Below are 16,462 nucleotides of genomic sequence, written 5' to 3' on the forward strand. Positions count from 1 at the left end.
GGACGCGACGTGGCGACCGGCATACGGTGAAAGGGTGCGAGCGGTGAGCCTCCTCCTTCTCTGCCGCGACGAGGCCTGACCCCGGCCCTCCTCGTCGCGGAGTTCCTCGTGTCCGGCCGGACACCGAGCGAGACGCAGACGAAGAGAGTGCAGCGATGATCCACCCCCAGCAGACGTCGGGAATGCCGTTCCAGAAGTACGTCCCGTTCCACGAGCAGATCCCGTTCGAGCTCCCGGACCGCACCTGGCCGACGAAGCGCATCGAGACCGCGCCGCGCTGGTGCGCCGTCGACCTGCGCGACGGCAACCAGGCGCTCATCGACCCGATGAACTCCGAGCGCAAGCTGCGGATGTTCCAGCTGCTGGTGAAGATGGGCTACAAGGAGATCGAGGTCGGCTTCCCGTCGGCGAGCCAGACCGACTACGACTTCTGCCGCGAGCTCATCGAGGGCGGCCACATCCCCGACGACGTGACGATCCAGGTGCTCACGCAGTGCCGCGACCACCTCATCGAGCGGACCTACGACGCGATCCGCGGCAGCAAGCAGGCCATCGTCCACTTCTACAACTCGACGTCGGCGCTGCAGCGCAAGGTCGTCTTCGGCCTCGACCAGGACGGCATCATCGACATCGCCGTCCAGGCCGCGCGGCTGTGCAAGAAGCTCGAGGAGACGATCCCCGACACGACGATCTACTACGAGTACTCGCCCGAGTCCTACACCGGCACCGAGCTCGACTTCGCCATGCGGATCTGCAACGCCGTCGTCGACGTCATCGACCCGAGCCCCGACCACAAGATCATCGTCAACCTGCCCGCCACCGTCGAGATGGCGACGCCCAACGTCTACGCCGACTCGATCGAGTGGATGATCCGCCACCTGGAACGCCGCGAGTCGATCGTCGTCAGCCTGCACCCGCACAACGACCGTGGCACCGGTGTGGCCGCGGCCGAGCTCGGCTACCTCGCCGGCGCCGACCGCATCGAGGGCTGCCTCTTCGGCAACGGCGAGCGCACCGGCAACGTCTGCCTCGTGACGCTCGGCATGAACCTCTTCAGCCAGGGCATCGACCCGCAGATCGACTTCAGCGACATCGACGAGGTGCGCCGCACCGTCGAGCACTGCAACCAGCTGCCCGTGGGGGAGCGCCACCCCTACGGCGGCGACCTCGTCTTCACAGCCTTCTCCGGCTCGCACCAGGACGCCATCAAGAAGGGCTTCGAGGCGATGGCCGCCGAGGCCAAGGAGAAGGGCACGAGCATCGACGACCTCGTCTGGGGCGTGCCCTACCTGCCCATCGACCCGCACGACCTCGGCCGTTCCTACGAGGCCGTCGTGCGCGTCAACAGCCAGTCGGGCAAGGGCGGGGTCGCCTACATCATGAAGACCGAGCACCAGATGGACCTGCCGCGCCGCCTGCAGATCGAGTTCTCCGGCGTCGTCCAGCGCGGCGTCGACCAGGACGGCGGTGAGGTCGCTCCCGCCGAGCTGTGGTCGCGCTTCCAGGACGAGTACCTCCCCGACCCGTCGCGCGCCTGGGGCCGCTTCGAGCTCGTCAACGTCGTCACCGACTCGACCGTCGACGGCGCGAGCACCATCGAGGCGACGGTCACCGACCGCGGCGAGTCGCTGACGGTCACCGGCACGGGCAACGGCCCGATCGCCGCCTTCGTCGACGCGCTCTCGACCGTCGAGGGGACGCCCGACGTGCGCGTGCTCGACTACGCGGAGCACGCCCTGTCCGCGGGTGGCGACGCCCGCGCCGCGGCCTACGTCGAGTGCGCGGTCGGTGACCGGGTGCTGTGGGGCGTCGGGGTCGACCCGTCGATCGTCACGGCCTCGATCAAGGCCATCGTGTCGGCCGTCAACCGGGCCGAGCGCGACGCCTGAGCGGCGGCCCCGCCCGGTCGGTCACGCCGTCACGGGCGGGGCGCGGGGCCCTTCGTGCGTTGGGGTAGCGTCAGGCGCCATGGACTCCCGCGTCGGTCGAGCGCTGCTGCGACTGGCCGGGGTCTCACTGGTGGCCGTGGCCCTCGTCGCGCTCGTCGCGCCGCGCCCGGTCAACGTCGCGCACCGCTGGCAGGTGGTCGTGCCCGCGACGGTGGCGCTCGTCGTGGTGGCGGCGCTCGTCCGGGTGCCGGGCTGGGCCAAGGGGCGCGGGGCGGCGCTCGCCGTGGCCGTCGGCGGCGGCGCCGTGGCCACGGTCATCGGCCTCATGACGCGCTACCACTACGGCTGGGACGCGCGCGTCATGCTCGACATGGCGCGCCTGCTTCAGGCGGGCGAGCCCCTGCGGGCTGCTGACTACGACTACCTGTCGCTCTACCCGAACAACCTTCCCCTCCTCGCGATCGATCGCGCGGGTGTCGCCGTGGCACAAGCGTTCTCGCTGGCGCCCGACGCAGTCCTCATCCCGCTCAACGGAATCTGCGTGACCGTGACCCTGTATGCCGTGCACGGCCTCGTCGCGCGCGTGGCGGGCCGGGGGCCGGCGGTCGGCGCGCAGCTCGTGACGCTCGTGCTCGTCGGCACGAGCCCCTGGCTCGCGGTGCCCTACACCGACTTCTACGCGATGCCCTTCGTCGTCGGAGGGGTCGCGCTCGCCGCCAGGGCGTTGACGCCGGGTGCGCGGCGTGGCCGCATCGTGCTGTGGGTGCTCGCCGTCGTCGCCGTCGCGATCGCGTATGCCGTCAAGACCACGCCCGTGGTCATCGCCGTCGCCGCGGTGCTGACGACGGTGGTCGCCCTCTTCGACCACGGGCTGGCGCCGGAGCGCCGGGCCCGGGTGCTCGCCGCCTGCGCGGCCTCGGCCCTCGCCTTCGTCGGGCTCGGGGTCGGGCTGTCCGCGGCGGCGACCTCGGCGGCCGGTGTCGACGCGAGCCGCCTGCACACCGAGGTGTCGCCGCCGCTGCTGTGGTGGGTGGCGCTCGGCGCGGACGAGCAGCGTGGCGCCGGGGGCGTCGTCAACTACGGCGCGTACTCGCGGCCGATGGTCGACGCCGTCGACGGGGCCTCGCAGGAGCAGATGAGGGCCTACGCGGCGCAGTTCCTCGCGGACCGCTGGGACGAGCGCGGCCTCGGCGGGAGCATCGCGTTCTACGCCTCGAAGACGGCGTGGAACTGGGGCGACGGGATGTTCTGGGCCTGGGGCGAGGGCCCGGACTCCCTGCCCGGCACGCTCGCCCCGGCCACCGGTCCGACCGCGATCGTCCACGCGCTCAACGGGTTCGAGGGCGACGCCTACCCGCTGCGGGCCGACCTCACCCAGGCGCTCTGGCTCGCCGTGCTGCTCGTCGCCGGTGTCGGCCTGCTGCGCGTGCCGTACCGCCGCGAGACCCTGCTCGTCGCGGTCTCGGTGCTCGGGATCGCCGCCTTCACCGTGGTGCTGCAGGGGCGGTCGCGCTACCTGTTCGCCTTCGTCCCGCTCGTCGTCGCGCTGGCCGGGCTCGTGCACGCGCACGTGCCGCGGCCGGCTCGGCGACGCGGTCGGCCCCTCAGTCGATCGAGTCGCTGAGCACGGCGTCGACCGCCGCCTGCGCCGTCGGATCGCCGTCCCGGGCGATCGACCCCTCGGGCGGCCGGTTCCACAGCCAGCAGTCGAGGTCGGCCGCGGTGCCGCTGATCTCGGCGACCGAGCTCGGGTCGGGCCCGTCGGCGACGAGGAAGCGCTGCAGGTCGATCTCGCGCCCGTTCCAGCTGCCGGTGATCCGCACGGGGGTGACGGTCCACGTGTGCATCGCGTCGACGGTGGCGATCGTCACTGGCCCGGCGACCGGAGCGTGGGATAGGTCCTCGTCGGGCTCGTGACCGCGCATGATCCGGAGCGCCTCGTCGACGCCGTCAGCCGCGAGCCTGGGGTCGAGCGGCGTGCGGTCGCCGACCGTGAGCTCGGCGTCGAGGCGGTGGACGAGGGCCTCGTGGGCCTGGCGCCGGGCGATGTAGCCGGCCGTCTTGTCGTCGGCCCACATCCAGAGCGGCGTCGTCGGCGCGAGGTCGGTCAGCTGCCGATGGAGCCGCTCGCTCGAGCGGTCGAAGAAGGCGAGCAGCCCCGACCGGTCGGTGGGCCGCTCGTCGCGGGCGTCGTTCATCGCCTCGACCGCCGCGGGGTCGGTGAGTCCCCGTTCGGCGATCTCGCCCCAGAACCACTGCACCTCGGCGAGGTGCCAGAGCAGGTCGTCCGCGCTCCAGTCGGGGCACGAGGGCACCCGGGCGTCGGCCGGCGCGGTCGCGAGCACCGCGCGGAAGCGGGCCGAGTCGGCCGCGAGGTGGTCGAGGTAGGGAAGGGGGCCACCTGAGCGGCTGGACGGCATACGGGATCTCCTGTCAGCGGACGCCTGCGACACGGAACTGCACGGAGATGCGCGGTCCCATCGGCTCCGACGTCTTGGGGACCGCATGGTCCCACGTCCGCTGGCACGAGCCACCCATCACGACGAGGTCACCATGCCCGAGGGCGTAGCGCAAGCTCTTTGCCCTCGACCCGGGGATGGGGCCGCCGTCGCGGGGCCGGAGCGCCAGGGTGCGCGCGGAGCCCAGCGACAGGATGGCGATCATCGTGTCGCTGTCGCGCGACCGGCCGATGCGGTCGCCGTGCCACGCGACGCTGTCGCGCCCGTCGCGGTAGAGGCAGAGGCCCGCGGTGACGAACGGCTCACCGAGCTCCGGCGCGTAGTGGCGGCTCAGCGCGTCGCGCGCCTCGACGAGCATCGGGTGGGGGAGACGCTCGTCGCCCGCGTAGAACTTCGTGAGGCGGGGCACGTCGACGACGGAGTCGTACATCTGGCGGCGCTCGGCGTGCCACGGCACGTCGCGCAGCAGCGCCGTGAAGAGCTCGTCGCCGGCCGCGAGCCAGCCGGGCCGGACGTCGACCCAGGCGCCGTGGGCGAGCGGGTGCCGCACGGTGCCGGTACCGAGGGCGCGCAGGGTCATCGCCTCGCCCAGGTCGAGCAGCGAACCCTGGAGTGAGAGGTCCATGACCCCACGATAGACCACGTGGTCGAACGCGTGTTCGAACCTCGGGGGCCGAGTTCCGGGCCGACCTCGGGGAGCCCGGCGCGTGCGGTGCGTCCCACACCCCGGAGGGGGAGAGAATGGGCCCATGCCCCTCTACCGTGACGAGGCGATCGTCCTGCGCACCCACAAGCTGGGCGAGGCCGACCGGATCATCACGATGCTGACGCGCACCCGGGGGCGCGTGCGGGCCGTCGCCAAGGGGGTGCGGCGCACGAAGTCGCGCTTCGGCTCGCGGCTCGAGCCCGGCATGGTCATCGACGTGCAGTGCTACGAGGGGCGCAACCTCGACACCGTGACCCAGGTCGAGACGCTGGCCCCCTACGGCGACGCCATCGCCCGCGACTACACGGCCTACACGTGCGCCACCTCGATGCTCGAGACCGCGCTGCAGCTGACCGAGGAGCACGAGCCGCAGACCCAGCAGTTCCTCCTGCTCGCCGGCGCCCTCCGGTCGCTCGCCGAGCACAACCACGACGCGGGCCTCGTGCTCGACGCCTACCTGCTGCGCTCGCTCGCCATCGCGGGCTGGGCCCCGAGCTTCGTCGACTGCGCCAAGTGCGGCGCGCCGGGCCCGCACCGCGCCTTCCACGTGCAGGCCGGTGGGGCCGTCTGCTCCGCCTGCCGCCCGCCCGGCTCGAGCGCCCCGGCCCCGGAGACGTTCGAGCTGCTCGCATCGCTGCTCACCGGCGACTGGGACGTCGCCGACGCGAGCGACGAGCGGCACCGCAGCCAGGGCAACGGGCTCGTGTCGGCCTTCCTCCAGTGGCACATCGAGCGGGGTCTGCGGTCGCTGCGCCTCGTCGAACGAGCCTGAGCCCGAAGCGAACCCGCTCCCGACCGACCGGAGACCCATGTACGCCAAGCCGTTCCCGCACCCGTCCGGGGCGATGCCGCCCGCGATCCCCGCGGACCTGCTGCCGAAGCACGTCGCCATCGTCATGGACGGCAACGGTCGATGGGCCAACGCGCGCGGGCTCCCGCGCACGAAGGGGCACGAGGCGGGCGAGGCGTCGCTGCTCGACGTCGTTGCCGGAGCCGTCGAGGTCGGCGTCACGCACCTGTCGGCGTATGCCTTCTCGACGGAGAACTGGCGTCGCTCGCCCGAGGAGGTGCGCTTCCTCATGGGCTTCAACCGCGACGTCATCCGCCGCCGCCGCGACCAGCTGAACGAGTGGGGCGTGCGCATGCGCTGGGTCGGCCGCGCGCCCCGCCTCTGGAGGTCCGTCATCAAGGAGCTCGAGATCGCGCAGGAGCTGACGGCGCAGAACACCGGGCTGACCCTCTACTTCTGCGTCAACTACGGCGGCCGCGCCGAGATCGCCGACGCCGTCCAGCGGATCGCCCACGACGTCAAGGACGGTCGCTTGCGGCCGGGATCGGTCGACGAGAAGACGATCAAGAAGTACCTCGACGAGCCGACGATGCCCGACGTCGACCTCTTCGTGCGCAGCTCCGGCGAGCAGCGCACGAGCAACTTCCTGCTCTGGCAGTCGGCCTACGCCGAGATGGTGTTCCAGAACCGGCTGTGGCCCGACTACGACCGTCGCGACCTCTGGGCCGCCATCGAGGCCTACGTCGACCGCGACCGTCGCTACGGCGGCGCCGTCGACACCCCGACGACCGCTCCCTGAGCCACCCCGTCGGGTCGACGCCGCTGGTCTCCGGGTGGCTCGGGACCCTCAGCGTGCCGCCGGATCGGACGGCCGGCTGCGGCTGATCGCGGCGCGGATGCGGTTCCAGACGACCTCCGGTCGGTCGAGGTCGGACCACGTCACCCGGACCACCGTCCAGCCCTCGTCCTCGAGCGCGTCCTGGCGCCGCTTCTCCTGCCACAGCACGTCGCCACCGTGCCGCGGGTCGGTGTACTTCACCTTGCCGTCGAACTCGATGAGCACCCGGGTGCCGTCGATGCGGAAGTCGGCGCGGCGCGTGCCCAGTCGGGTCGCGACCTCGAGCTGCGGCGTCACGGACAGCCCGAGGTCGGCAAGAAGGTGGGCCAGGCGCGTCTCGCCGGGGGACTCGTGCCGGCCGTCGCATCGCTCCAGGGCCGCGACCGTGGCCCGGATGCCGCGATGCCCCGACAACAGGGCGGCGGCCTCGCGCAGCGACCCGGCCGTCACGAGGCCGCATCGAAGGGCGGCGTCCGCGCAGATGGCCGCATCCATGGATCCGGCCACGAGGCCCGTCTGGACGACTGCGACGGCCAGGGGCACGAGCGGTCCCACGGCCGGCGGGCCCGGTTGCGGTGCCGGCGTGGTCGGGACGAGCCCGGGCACGGCCGAGTGGCTGACGACGTGCGGCCTGCGGCGCGTCACCTGGTCGGCGACCCGGGTCACGTGGACCGCCGACAGGTCGGCACGCCACACGGGGAGGCCGGCGAGCACGACGAGGCTGTGGTGGCTGAGGGCTGCCCGTCCGTCGAGCTGGCGCAGCACCGCTCGGGCCAGGAGCACGTGGCGGTCGACGGCGTCCTCGGGGCAGCGCGTGGCGTACCAGCCCGTGCACAGGCGGTGCAGCCGGCCGCAACGGACGAGACGCCGCACCTGGTGCGAGTCGATCCCGTGCCGAGCCAGCTCGGCCGCGCTGAGGACGTCGCGGGCGGCATACGGCAGGTCGACGTCGGGCTGCACGCGACGGGGAGCGCTCATGGTGACAGCGTGGGCCGTGCGACCGGCGCCCGGGAGCGGACCCAAGCGGCTGTGGATGACCCGGGCGCGGACGAAAGGGGGTGTGGACGGAGCGGCCCCGTCGGGTCCGAGACGCGCCGCCGGCACGACGCCACCCGTCTGGCGGTGGCCCGGTTCCGCGCGGGTGGCGACGGGCGACGGGGGTGGCGTCAGCGGGCGGCGGCGGTGCAGTCGGCGCAGGTGCCGAAGATCTCGAGGGTGTGCGTGACGCCCGAGAACCCGTGGTCGCTCGCGACCTTGTCGGCCCACTTCTCGACGGCGGGCCCCTCGACCTCGACGGTGCGGCCGCACGAGCGGCACACGAGGTGGTGGTGGTGGTGCGTCGAGCAGGCCCGGTAGACGGCCTCGCCGTCGTCGGTGCGCAGCACGTCGACCGTGCCGGCCTCGACCATCGACTGGAGCGTGCGGTAGACAGTCGCGAGCCCGACCCCGGCGCCGGACTCGCGCAGCCGGGCGTGCACCGTCTGGGCCGAGGTGAAGTCGTCGGAGCGCTCGAGCAGCTCGGCCACGGCCGCCTGCTGCCGGGTCGGCCGTCGGGCGGTGCTCGCCGTCGTGTCGCGCGTGCTGCTGCCGGTGGTCATCGTCGGTCTCCCGTCGTCGGGGTGGCGGAGCCGGGCGCGCCCGCCGGGGCGGGGTGCCCGTGCGTGCCCTGGTGGCCGTGGGGGTCGTGGTGGCCCTCGTCGTGGTCGCCGTGCTCGTCGTAGTGCCCCTCGTGGGCGGCGTGCAGGTGGCCGTCGTGCAGGTAGTCGAGATGGTCGCCGTGGGTCACGGTCGGGTGGCCGCACTCGACGCCGTGCTCGTGCGCGTGCGTCTCGGCCTCCGCGTGCCGCCGGGACCCGACGCGCGTCATGATGCCGGTCACCGCCGCCGTGACGACGAAGAGCCCGACGGCGAGCAGCACGATCGTGCCACCCGACGGGGTGTTGAGCGGATAGGAGAGGGCCACCCCGCCGACCGACGAGACGAGCCCGAAGCCGATGGCCCAGCGCAGCCCGCCGCCGAAGGAGCGGGCGACGAGCTGGCTCGCCGCGTTCGGCACGATCATGAGGGCGCTGATGAGCAGCAGCCCGACGACGCGCATCGCCACGACGACCGTCGTCGCCGTGAGCACGGCGAGCACGATGTTGAGCGGTAGCACGGGGATGCCGACGGCGCGCGCGTACTCCTCGTCGTTGGCCACGGCGAAGAGCCGGGGGCGCAGCGCCCACGTCGTGACGGCGATGACGAGGGCCAGCGCGGCGAAGAGGTAGAGGTCGCTCCGCTGGGTCGTGAGGATCGACCCGAAGAGGTACTTCATGAGGTTGGCGGGGGTGCCGTCGGCGGACTTGCTGATGATGACGACGCCGGCCGCGATGCCGCCGTAGAAGATGACGGCCAGCGCGACGTCGCCGTTCGTGCGGCCGCGCGTGCGCAGCAGCTCGATGACGACGGCGGCGAGCACCGCCGCCACGAGCGCCGTCAGCACCGGGGCCGACCCGGTCACGAGGCCGATGGCGACGCCGGCCAGCGCGACGTGGCCCATCCCGTCGCCGATGAGGGAGAGGCGGCGCTGGACGAGGAAGATCCCGACCATCGGGGCGACGGTGCCGACGAGCAGCGCCGCGACGAGCGCGCGCTGCATGAAGTCGATGGACAGCATCTCGATCACCGGGTCCTCCTGTCGCGCATGGCGTCGAGCGGCCCGTGCGGCACCCCGCCGCCGTCGCCGTGCAGCTCGTCGTCGTGGTGGTGGCTGTCGTGGTCGTGGTGCACGCGGTCGCGCGCGGCGGCATACGCGCTCGGCGTGCCGTCGAAGCGGATGCGCCCGCCGTCGACGACGACGATGCGGGTGAGCAGGCGCTCGAGGGCGCCGAGCTCGTGCGTGACGATGAGCATGGTGACGCCGCGGTCGACGAGGCGCTCGAGCACGTCGGCGAGCACGTGCTGGCTCGCTGCGTCCACCCCTGCCGTCGGCTCGTCCATGACGAGCACCTCGGGCTGGCCGGCGAGCGCGCGCGCGATGAGGACGCGACGCTGCTGCCCGCCGGAGAGGGTGCTGACCTCGGTCGCCGCGCGGTCGGCGAGCCCGACGACCTCGAGCGAGCGGGCGACGACCTGGCGGTCCGTCGCACGCAGACGGCCGAGCCAGCCGAGCCGGGGGAGGCGCCCCGTCGAGACGATCTCCTCCGCCGTCGCCCGCACCGAGGCCGACAAGGTGTGCCGTTGCGGCACGTAGCCGATGCGGGCGCGGTCGTGCAGCTCGTGACCCGGCACCCCGAAGAGGGTCACCTCGCCCGCGATGCGCTCGTTGAGACCGAGCAGGCCCTTCATGAGCGTCGACTTGCCGGAGCCGTTGGGACCCACCACGGCGACGATCTCGCCCGGGTGCACGACGAGGTCGGCGTCGACGAGCACGGGCCGCTCGCCGTAGCCGAAGGAGGCACGGCGCAGCTCGATGACCGCCGGGGTGGCCGGGTCGCGGTGCGGGGCGGCGGCGGCCGTCACTTGCAGCCCAGGCCCTTCTGGAGGGCGGCGAGGTTGCTGCGCATGACCTCAAAGTAGTCCGTGCCGGCCGACTCGGTCGTGATGCCCTCGACGGGGTCGAGCGTCGCGAGCGTGGCGCCCGTCGACGTCGCGACCGTCTGGGCGAACTTCGGCTCGACGAGCGTCTCCTGGAAGATCGTCGAGACCTTCTCGCTGCGGACGAGGTTCGAGATCTCCTGCAGGCCGGCGGCGCTCGGCTCGGCCTCGGGGGAGAGGCCGCTGATGCCGTGCTGCTCGAGGCCGTAGCGCTGGGAGAGGTAGCCGAACGCGGCGTGGCTCGTGACGACGACCTTCGAGTCGCACGACGCGAGGCCCTTCGCGAACTCCGCGTCGAGGGCGTCGAGCTTGGCGACGAACGCCTTGGCGCTCGCCGTGTAGGTGGCGGCGTGCGTCGGGTCGTCCGCGCCGAGACGCGCGGCGATGGCCTGGGCCACGGCGGCGTAGCGCTTGGGGTCGAGCCAGAAGTGGGGGTCGTCGCCGGAGTGGGCGGCGTGGTCGCCGTGCGACTCGTCGGCGTGGTCGTGGCCCTCCTCCTCGGCGGCCGTGAGCGTCAGCTGGGCGGCGTCGGCCACGTCGAGCACGCGCGACGGGTCGACCTGGCCGATGGCGTCGTCGACGGCCGGCTGGAAGCCGTCGGAGTAGATGACGAGGCGGGCCTGCGTCATCGACCCGACGTCCTGGGGGGCCAGCTCGAGGTCGTGCGGCTCTGCGCCGGGCTTGGTCAGCACGGTGACCGGGACCGTGCCGCCGGCGATCTGCTGCGTCGCGAACTCGACGGGGTAGAACGAGGTGACGACGGCGCCCTCGGCAGAGCCCCCGGAACCCGACCCGGGGGCGTCGCTCCCGCAGGCGGCGGCCCCGGCGACGACGGCCGCGGCGACGGAGAGGGAGGCGAGGGCTCGACGCGAGCGGGCGGCCGGGCGAGGGGTCGAGCGGCGGGAGGAGAGGGTCATGATGACAATCATTCTCATTATGAGAATGATTGTCAAAACCGGGATCTCAGGCCGGGACGATCCGCACGATCGCGACGGCCACGGCGAGCACGAGCACGGCCACCCGCATGAGCCGCTCGGGCAGGGTCAGCCGCTGCCAGGTGAGGAAGAGGAGCCATCCGACGAAGGCCGACACGACGAGGAAGGCGATGCCGCCCCACGGGCGCGGGGCGACGATGCCGGCGGCGAGCAGGGCCACGAGCACGACGAGCGCGACGGGTCGGGGGACGGCGTTGAGCCGCTCCACCCACGGGACGGAGGCGTGCTCGAGACGGGAACGGAAGCTGAGGGCCACGCACCGAGCCTAGGTGACCGGGCCGCCCACGTCGGACGCGTGGCGAAGCACCGCCGTCGGCCCGATAACCTGTGCGGCATGGCCAAGCAGACTTCCATCGTGGACACCGTCGTCAGCCTCTGCAAGCGCAGGGGCTTCGTCTTCCCGAGCGGTGAGATCTACGGAGGCACGCGGTCTGCCTGGGACTACGGCCCCCTCGGCGTCGAGCTCAAGGAGAACATCCGCCGCCAGTGGTGGAAGTCCATGGTGACGAGCCGCGACGACGTCGTCGGCCTCGACTCCTCGATCATCCTGCCGCGTGAGACGTGGGTCGCCTCCGGCCACGTCGGCACCTTCACCGACCCGCTCGTCGAGTGCCTCAACTGCCACAAGCGCCGCCGCCAGGACCACCTGCAGGAGGCGCTCGCGGAGAAGAAGGGCATCGAGGACCCCGACACGATCCTGATGACCGACGTGGTCTGCCCCGACTGCGGCACCAAGGGCCGCTGGACCGAGCCGCGCGACTTCCAGATGATGCTCAAGACCTACCTCGGCGTCATCGAGGACGAGGCGGGGCTGCACTACCTGCGCCCGGAGACGGCCCAGGGCATCTTCGTCAACTTCAACAACGTCATGCAGGCCTCGCGCAAGAAGCCGCCGTTCGGCATCGCCCAGACCGGCAAGAGCTTCCGCAACGAGATCACGCCCGGCAACTTCATCTTCCGCACCCGCGAGTTCGAGCAGATGGAGATGGAGTTCTTCGTCAAGCCCGGCGAGGACGAGGAGTGGCTGCAGTACTGGCTCGAGGAGCGCACCCGCTGGTACGTCGACCTCGGCATCGACCCCGAGAACCTGCGGCACTACGAGCACGCGCCCGAGAAGCTGTCGCACTACTCGAAGCGCACGGTCGACATCGAGTACCGCTTCCGCTTCGCCGGCTCGGAGTGGGGCGAGCTCGAGGGCATCGCGAACCGCACCGACTTCGACCTGTCGACGCACAGCAAGCACTCCGGCACCGACCTGGTCTACTTCGACCAGACGACGGGCGAGAAGTACACGCCCTACGTCATCGAGCCGGCGGCGGGGCTGTCGCGCTCGCTCATGACCTTCCTCGTGGACGCCTACACCGAGGACGAGGCGCCCAACACCAAGGGCGGCGTCGACAAGCGCGTGCTGCTGCGCCTCGACCCGCGCCTCGCGCCGGTCAAGGCCGCGGTGCTGCCGCTCTCGCGCAACGCCGACCTCTCGCCCAAGGCCCGTGACCTCGCCGCGACGCTGCGTCGCCACTGGAACATCGACTTCGACGACGCCGGCGCCATCGGCAAGCGCTACCGCCGCCAGGACGAGATCGGCACGCCGTTCTGCATCACCGTCGACTTCGACACGCTCGAGGACCAGGCCGTGACGATCCGCGAGCGCGACACCATGGCGCAGGAGCGCATCGCGCTCGACCAGGTCGAGGGCTACCTCGCCGCGCGCCTGATCGGCTGCTGACCAGCCGCCGATCACCCACGCACCACGCCGACGTATGCCGTCCGCCCACCTCGGGCGGGCGGCATACTGCGTGCGTGGCCGGGTCACGAGCGGGCGAGGGCCGTGCTGCGGGCGACCCCCGGGGAACGCGCCCGGGCGGCTGCTGACGCGCTGGGCGACGAGGTCCTGACCGGGTGGTGCGCCGACCTGCTGGCCGGCCGCGCCGTCTGGGGTGACCCGGGCCTGCCCGACGTCGGCTGGGTCGGGGGCAGGGCGGCGGCGGGATGGGGGTCGCCGGAGCGCCTGGACGACGACACGCGCCACTGGTCGCGGGTGTGGGCCGCGCGGACCTGCGCCGGGCTCGTGACGACCGACGACGTCCCGAGGGTGCGGGCCGCTGCCGCGCGGGCCCTCGGCGTGGTCGGGGAGGGCGAGCACGCGGCCGCCCTGCACGAGGCCGTCCACGACCCGGACGTCGCGGTCCGCAGCGCCGCGGTCAGGGCCCTCGGCGTCCTGGCGCGCCGCCTCGACCGGGAGATCTGAGGCCACCGCGCGCGATCGGAAGCTGCTCCGCACAGCGGGGCAGGTCACTGCGCGGGCGGGGGTGCGGGAGGGGCGGGAGGACTCGGCCCTCAGCCGGGGGAGTGACCCGTCGCGACGGGGCGGGCGGGGTCGCGGATCCACTCGCTCCACGAGCCGGGGTAGAGCGTGGCGTCGACGCCGAGCTCGGCGAGCGCGAGCAGGTGGTGCGCGGCGGTGACGCCCGAGCCGCAGTAGACGCCGACCGGACCCTCGTGCCCGGCGCGCACCGCTGCCCAGTGCTCGGCGAGGTCGCCCCGGAAGGTGCCGTCGGCCGTCAGCCACGCCGCGGTCGGGCTGTTGACCGCGCCCGGCACGTGCCCGGCCACCGGGTCGATCGGCTCGGTCTCGCCGGCGTAGCGCTCCGGCGCGCGCACGTCGAGGAGCAGACCCTCGCGGGCGAGCGCGGCCGCAGCCTCGGCGTCGAGGGTCGGCAGGGCCCCGGGGCGCACCACCATGTCGCCGTGCCGGTCGGCCGGTGCCTCGGTCGAGACCGGCAGGCCCGCCGCGACCCACGCGGCGTAGCCGCCGTCGAGCACGCGCACGTCGGGCACGCCGGCCCAGCGCAGCACCCACCAGGCCCGCGCGGCGGCATACGACTCCCGGGCGTCGAGGACGACGACCCGGCTGTGCTCGGTGATGCCGGCCCGGCGGACCAGCGCCTGCACGACCTCGGGCGCCGGCAGCGGGTGGCGGCCGCCGTCGCCGGCGGGCCCCGCGAGCTCGGTGTCGAGGTCGACGAAGAAGGCTCCCGGCACGTGGCCGGCGTCGTAGTCGGCGCGACCGGCGGGGGTGTTCGCCGTCGACAGCGCCCACCGCACGTCGAGCACCACGACGTCCTCGATCTCTGAGGCGAGCTGGTCGGCGCGAAGGAGGTGGGTCATGCCGCCATCGTGGCATCCTCGGCACGTGCGTGCTCACCTGGTCCTCGTGCACGGGTCGCGGCTGGCGAGCAGCCAGTGGGCGCCCCAGCTGCCGCTGCTGCGAGGCCACGTCGACCTGACGCTCGTCGACCTGCCCGGGCACGGCACGCGCGCCGCGGAGGCCTTCACGCTGGACCGCTGCGTCGAGGTCATCGACGAGGCCGTGCGCGCGGCCGCGCGGGCCGTGCCCCGCCGGGCGGTCGTGCTCGTGGGCCACTCGCTCGGCGGCTACGCCGCGATGACGTATGCCGCGGCCCACCCCGACGCGCTCGACGGGCTCGTGCTCGCCGACTCGAGCGCCACGCCGACCGGGCCGGGCGCTGCCGTCTACCGCGGCGTGGCCGCCCTCACCGACCGGCTCGGCCCGACGCGGATGACCCGCGTCAACGACCGGGTGCTGCGCCGGCTCTACCCGGCCGAGCGCATCGAGCCGGTCATCGCGGGCGGCTACTACTTCGCGCCGACCGGGGCGGCGTGGCGTGAGGTCATGGCCCGGTGCCGGCCGGCCATGCTCGACGGGGTCGGCTGCCCCGTCCTGCTCCTCAACGGGCGCTTCGACCAGATGCGGCTCGGGGTACGCGCCTTCCGCCGCGCGTGCCCGCAGGCCCGCGAGGTGGTGCTCTCCCGGGCGGGCCACCTGGCGGGACTCGACCAGCCGGTGGCGTTCGCCGAGGCGCTGCTCCGGTTCGCGCACGACGTCGCCGAGCTCGCCGACGGGGTCGCCGATTCGGCACGCGGCGGCTGATCGGGGAGAATCGGGCGGGTGACCGACGTGATGACCCCCGTGACCGAGACCCCGGGCGCCGTGCTGCCCCCGCTCCGGATCGGGCGCCACGTCATCGAGTCTCCGGTCGTGCTCGCCCCGATGGCCGGCATCACGAACCGCGCCTTCCGCCGCCTGTGCCGCGAGTACGGCAACGAGGGCCGCGCGATCGGCGGCGCGAGCGGCGCGACGAGCCTCTACGTCAGCGAGATGATCACCTCGCGCGCCCTCGTCGAGCGCACGCCCGAGTCGATGCGCCTCATCGAGCACGACCCGGACGAGAACCCGCGCTCGATCCAGCTCTACAGCGTCGACCCGGCGACGGCGCGGGCCGCGGCGCGGATGCTCGTCACCGAGGACCGCACCGACCACATCGACCTCAACTTCGGCTGCCCCGTGCCGAAGGTGACCCGCAAGGGCGGCGGCTCGGCGCTGCCGTGGAAGAAGGACCTCTTCAAGGCCATCGTCGGCGCCGTCGTCGAGGAGGGCGCCAAGCGCGACATCCCCGTCACCGTCAAGATGCGCAAGGGCATCGACGACGACCACCTGACCTTCCTCGACGCCGGCCTCACGGCAGAGGCCGAGGGGGTCGCGGCCGTGGCCCTGCACGGCCGCACCGCGTCGCAGGCCTACTCCGGCACCGCCGACTGGAGCGCCATCCGGATGCTCAAGGAGACCGTGACGAGCATCCCGGTCCTCGGCAACGGCGACATCTGGTCGGCCGAGGACGCCCTGCGCATGGTGCGCGAGACCGGCTGCGACGGGGTCGTCGTCGGCCGCGGCTGCCTCGGTCGCCCGTGGCTCTTCACCGACCTCGCCGCGGCCTTCGCCGGCACCCCGGCGCGGGTGACGCCGACGCTCGGTGAGGTCGCCGAGACGCTGCGGACGCACACGGCCTACCTCTGCGACTTCTACGGCGAGGAGGAGCGCGCCTGCCGCGACATCCGCAAGCACATCGCGTGGTACCTCAAGGGGTTCCCGGCCGGCTCGACGATCCGCAACAGCCTCGCGCTCGTCGACTCGATGGCGGCGCTCGACGACCTCCTCGCGACGCTCGACCCCGACGCGCCGTGGCCCGGTGAGGCGGCCGAGGGCCAGCGCGGACGGGCCGGATCGTCGCGCTCCGTCGCGCTGCCCGACCGCTGGCTCGAGTCGCGTGAGCTCTCCGAGGAGCACCGGCGCACCATCGCGGAGGCCGAGCTCTCGGTCAGCGGCGGCTGACCCCCACCTGACCCC

Annotated in this window: 17 protein-coding genes; 8 read left to right on the plus strand and 9 right to left on the minus strand. The window is 73.1% G+C overall.

From position 1 onward, the window contains the following. Nucleotides 1-155 precede the first annotated feature (155 nt). Nucleotides 156-1,889: a 2-isopropylmalate synthase gene (gene leuA, locus ABD979_RS07490; protein WP_345506835.1), complete on the plus strand. Its 1,734-nt coding sequence runs from the start codon at nucleotides 156-158 to the stop codon at nucleotides 1,887-1,889. Between the two features lie 79 nt (nucleotides 1,890-1,968). Further along, a complete protein-coding gene (locus ABD979_RS07495; RefSeq protein ID WP_345506836.1) occupies nucleotides 1,969-3,513 on the plus strand; it encodes a glycosyltransferase family protein in 1,545 nt (514 codons plus the stop codon). On the opposite strand, the gene ABD979_RS07500 is transcribed toward ABD979_RS07495, so the two are convergent. Beyond that, nucleotides 3,494-4,309, minus strand: coding sequence for a maleylpyruvate isomerase family mycothiol-dependent enzyme (locus ABD979_RS07500; protein WP_345506837.1), 816 nt, complete (start codon nucleotides 4,307-4,309; stop codon nucleotides 3,494-3,496). The two genes, ABD979_RS07495 and ABD979_RS07500, sit on opposite strands and share 20 nt — an antisense overlap. Before the next feature lie 13 nt (nucleotides 4,310-4,322). After that, the gene (locus tag ABD979_RS07505; protein WP_345506838.1) at nucleotides 4,323-4,973 is read right to left on the minus strand and encodes an alpha-ketoglutarate-dependent dioxygenase AlkB; all 651 of its coding nucleotides are present in this window, start codon (nucleotides 4,971-4,973) and stop codon (nucleotides 4,323-4,325) included. Between the two features lie 124 nt (nucleotides 4,974-5,097). Here ABD979_RS07505 and recO point away from each other — a divergent pair, with 124 nt between their 5' ends. Next, nucleotides 5,098-5,826 (plus strand): DNA repair protein RecO, encoded by a 729-nt coding sequence (gene recO / locus ABD979_RS07510; protein ID WP_345506839.1) that lies wholly within the window; start codon nucleotides 5,098-5,100, stop codon nucleotides 5,824-5,826. A gap of 37 nt (nucleotides 5,827-5,863) precedes the next feature. Further along, nucleotides 5,864-6,643, plus strand: coding sequence for an isoprenyl transferase (locus ABD979_RS07515; protein WP_345506840.1), 780 nt, complete (start codon nucleotides 5,864-5,866; stop codon nucleotides 6,641-6,643). 48 nt (nucleotides 6,644-6,691) lie between these two features. Here ABD979_RS07515 and ABD979_RS07520 read toward each other — a convergent pair whose 3' ends face one another. The 6 genes from ABD979_RS07520 to ABD979_RS07545 form a co-directional block, all read right to left on the minus strand. Next, nucleotides 6,692-7,660, minus strand: coding sequence for a hypothetical protein (locus tag ABD979_RS07520; RefSeq protein WP_345506841.1), 969 nt, complete (start codon nucleotides 7,658-7,660; stop codon nucleotides 6,692-6,694). A gap of 188 nt (nucleotides 7,661-7,848) precedes the next feature. Further along, the gene (locus ABD979_RS07525) at nucleotides 7,849-8,280 is read right to left on the minus strand and encodes a Fur family transcriptional regulator (RefSeq protein ID WP_345506842.1); all 432 of its coding nucleotides are present in this window, start codon (nucleotides 8,278-8,280) and stop codon (nucleotides 7,849-7,851) included. Further along, on the minus strand, nucleotides 8,277-9,347 hold the full coding sequence (locus ABD979_RS07530) for an iron chelate uptake ABC transporter family permease subunit (RefSeq protein WP_345506843.1): 1,071 nt from the start codon (nucleotides 9,345-9,347) through the stop codon (nucleotides 8,277-8,279). The genes ABD979_RS07525 and ABD979_RS07530 overlap by 4 nt, the downstream gene beginning before the upstream one ends. Next, nucleotides 9,344-10,183 (minus strand): metal ABC transporter ATP-binding protein, encoded by an 840-nt coding sequence (locus ABD979_RS07535; protein ID WP_345506844.1) that lies wholly within the window; start codon nucleotides 10,181-10,183, stop codon nucleotides 9,344-9,346. Before ABD979_RS07535 ends, ABD979_RS07530 begins: the two co-directional genes overlap by 4 nt. Next, nucleotides 10,180-11,175 carry a metal ABC transporter substrate-binding protein gene (locus ABD979_RS07540; protein WP_345506845.1) on the minus strand — a complete coding sequence of 332 codons (996 nt, stop codon included), beginning with the start codon at nucleotides 11,173-11,175 and terminating at the stop codon, nucleotides 10,180-10,182. The genes ABD979_RS07535 and ABD979_RS07540 overlap by 4 nt, the downstream gene beginning before the upstream one ends. Nucleotides 11,176-11,221: 46 nt before the next feature. Next, on the minus strand, nucleotides 11,222-11,509 hold the full coding sequence (locus ABD979_RS07545; RefSeq protein WP_345506846.1) for a DUF6703 family protein: 288 nt from the start codon (nucleotides 11,507-11,509) through the stop codon (nucleotides 11,222-11,224). 78 nt (nucleotides 11,510-11,587) lie between these two features. Between ABD979_RS07545 and ABD979_RS07550 the strand changes: the two genes are divergently transcribed. Together ABD979_RS07550 and ABD979_RS07555 are read left to right on the plus strand one after the other, a co-directional pair. Further along, a complete protein-coding gene (locus tag ABD979_RS07550) occupies nucleotides 11,588-12,982 on the plus strand; it encodes a glycine--tRNA ligase (RefSeq protein WP_345506847.1) in 1,395 nt (464 codons plus the stop codon). Nucleotides 12,983-13,084: 102 nt separating this feature from the next. Continuing rightward, a complete protein-coding gene (locus tag ABD979_RS07555) occupies nucleotides 13,085-13,504 on the plus strand; it encodes a HEAT repeat domain-containing protein (protein ID WP_345506848.1) in 420 nt (139 codons plus the stop codon). An 89-nt stretch (nucleotides 13,505-13,593) separates the two neighbouring features. Here ABD979_RS07555 and ABD979_RS07560 read toward each other — a convergent pair whose 3' ends face one another. Next, entirely contained in the window at nucleotides 13,594-14,424 is an 831-nt protein-coding gene (locus ABD979_RS07560) for a sulfurtransferase (RefSeq protein ID WP_345506849.1), read from the minus strand. Nucleotides 14,425-14,449: 25 nt separating this feature from the next. Here ABD979_RS07560 and ABD979_RS07565 point away from each other — a divergent pair, with 25 nt between their 5' ends. Next, on the plus strand, nucleotides 14,450-15,208 hold the full coding sequence (locus ABD979_RS07565; protein ID WP_345506850.1) for an alpha/beta fold hydrolase: 759 nt from the start codon (nucleotides 14,450-14,452) through the stop codon (nucleotides 15,206-15,208). 30 nt (nucleotides 15,209-15,238) lie between these two features. Beyond that, nucleotides 15,239-16,447: a tRNA dihydrouridine synthase DusB gene (dusB, locus tag ABD979_RS07570; protein WP_345506918.1), complete on the plus strand. Its 1,209-nt coding sequence runs from the start codon at nucleotides 15,239-15,241 to the stop codon at nucleotides 16,445-16,447. Nucleotides 16,448-16,462: the final 15 nt, after the last annotated feature.

It is taken from the genome of Terrabacter aeriphilus (assembly GCF_039542985.1).
Classification (GTDB): domain Bacteria; phylum Actinomycetota; class Actinomycetes; order Actinomycetales; family Dermatophilaceae; genus Terrabacter; species Terrabacter aeriphilus.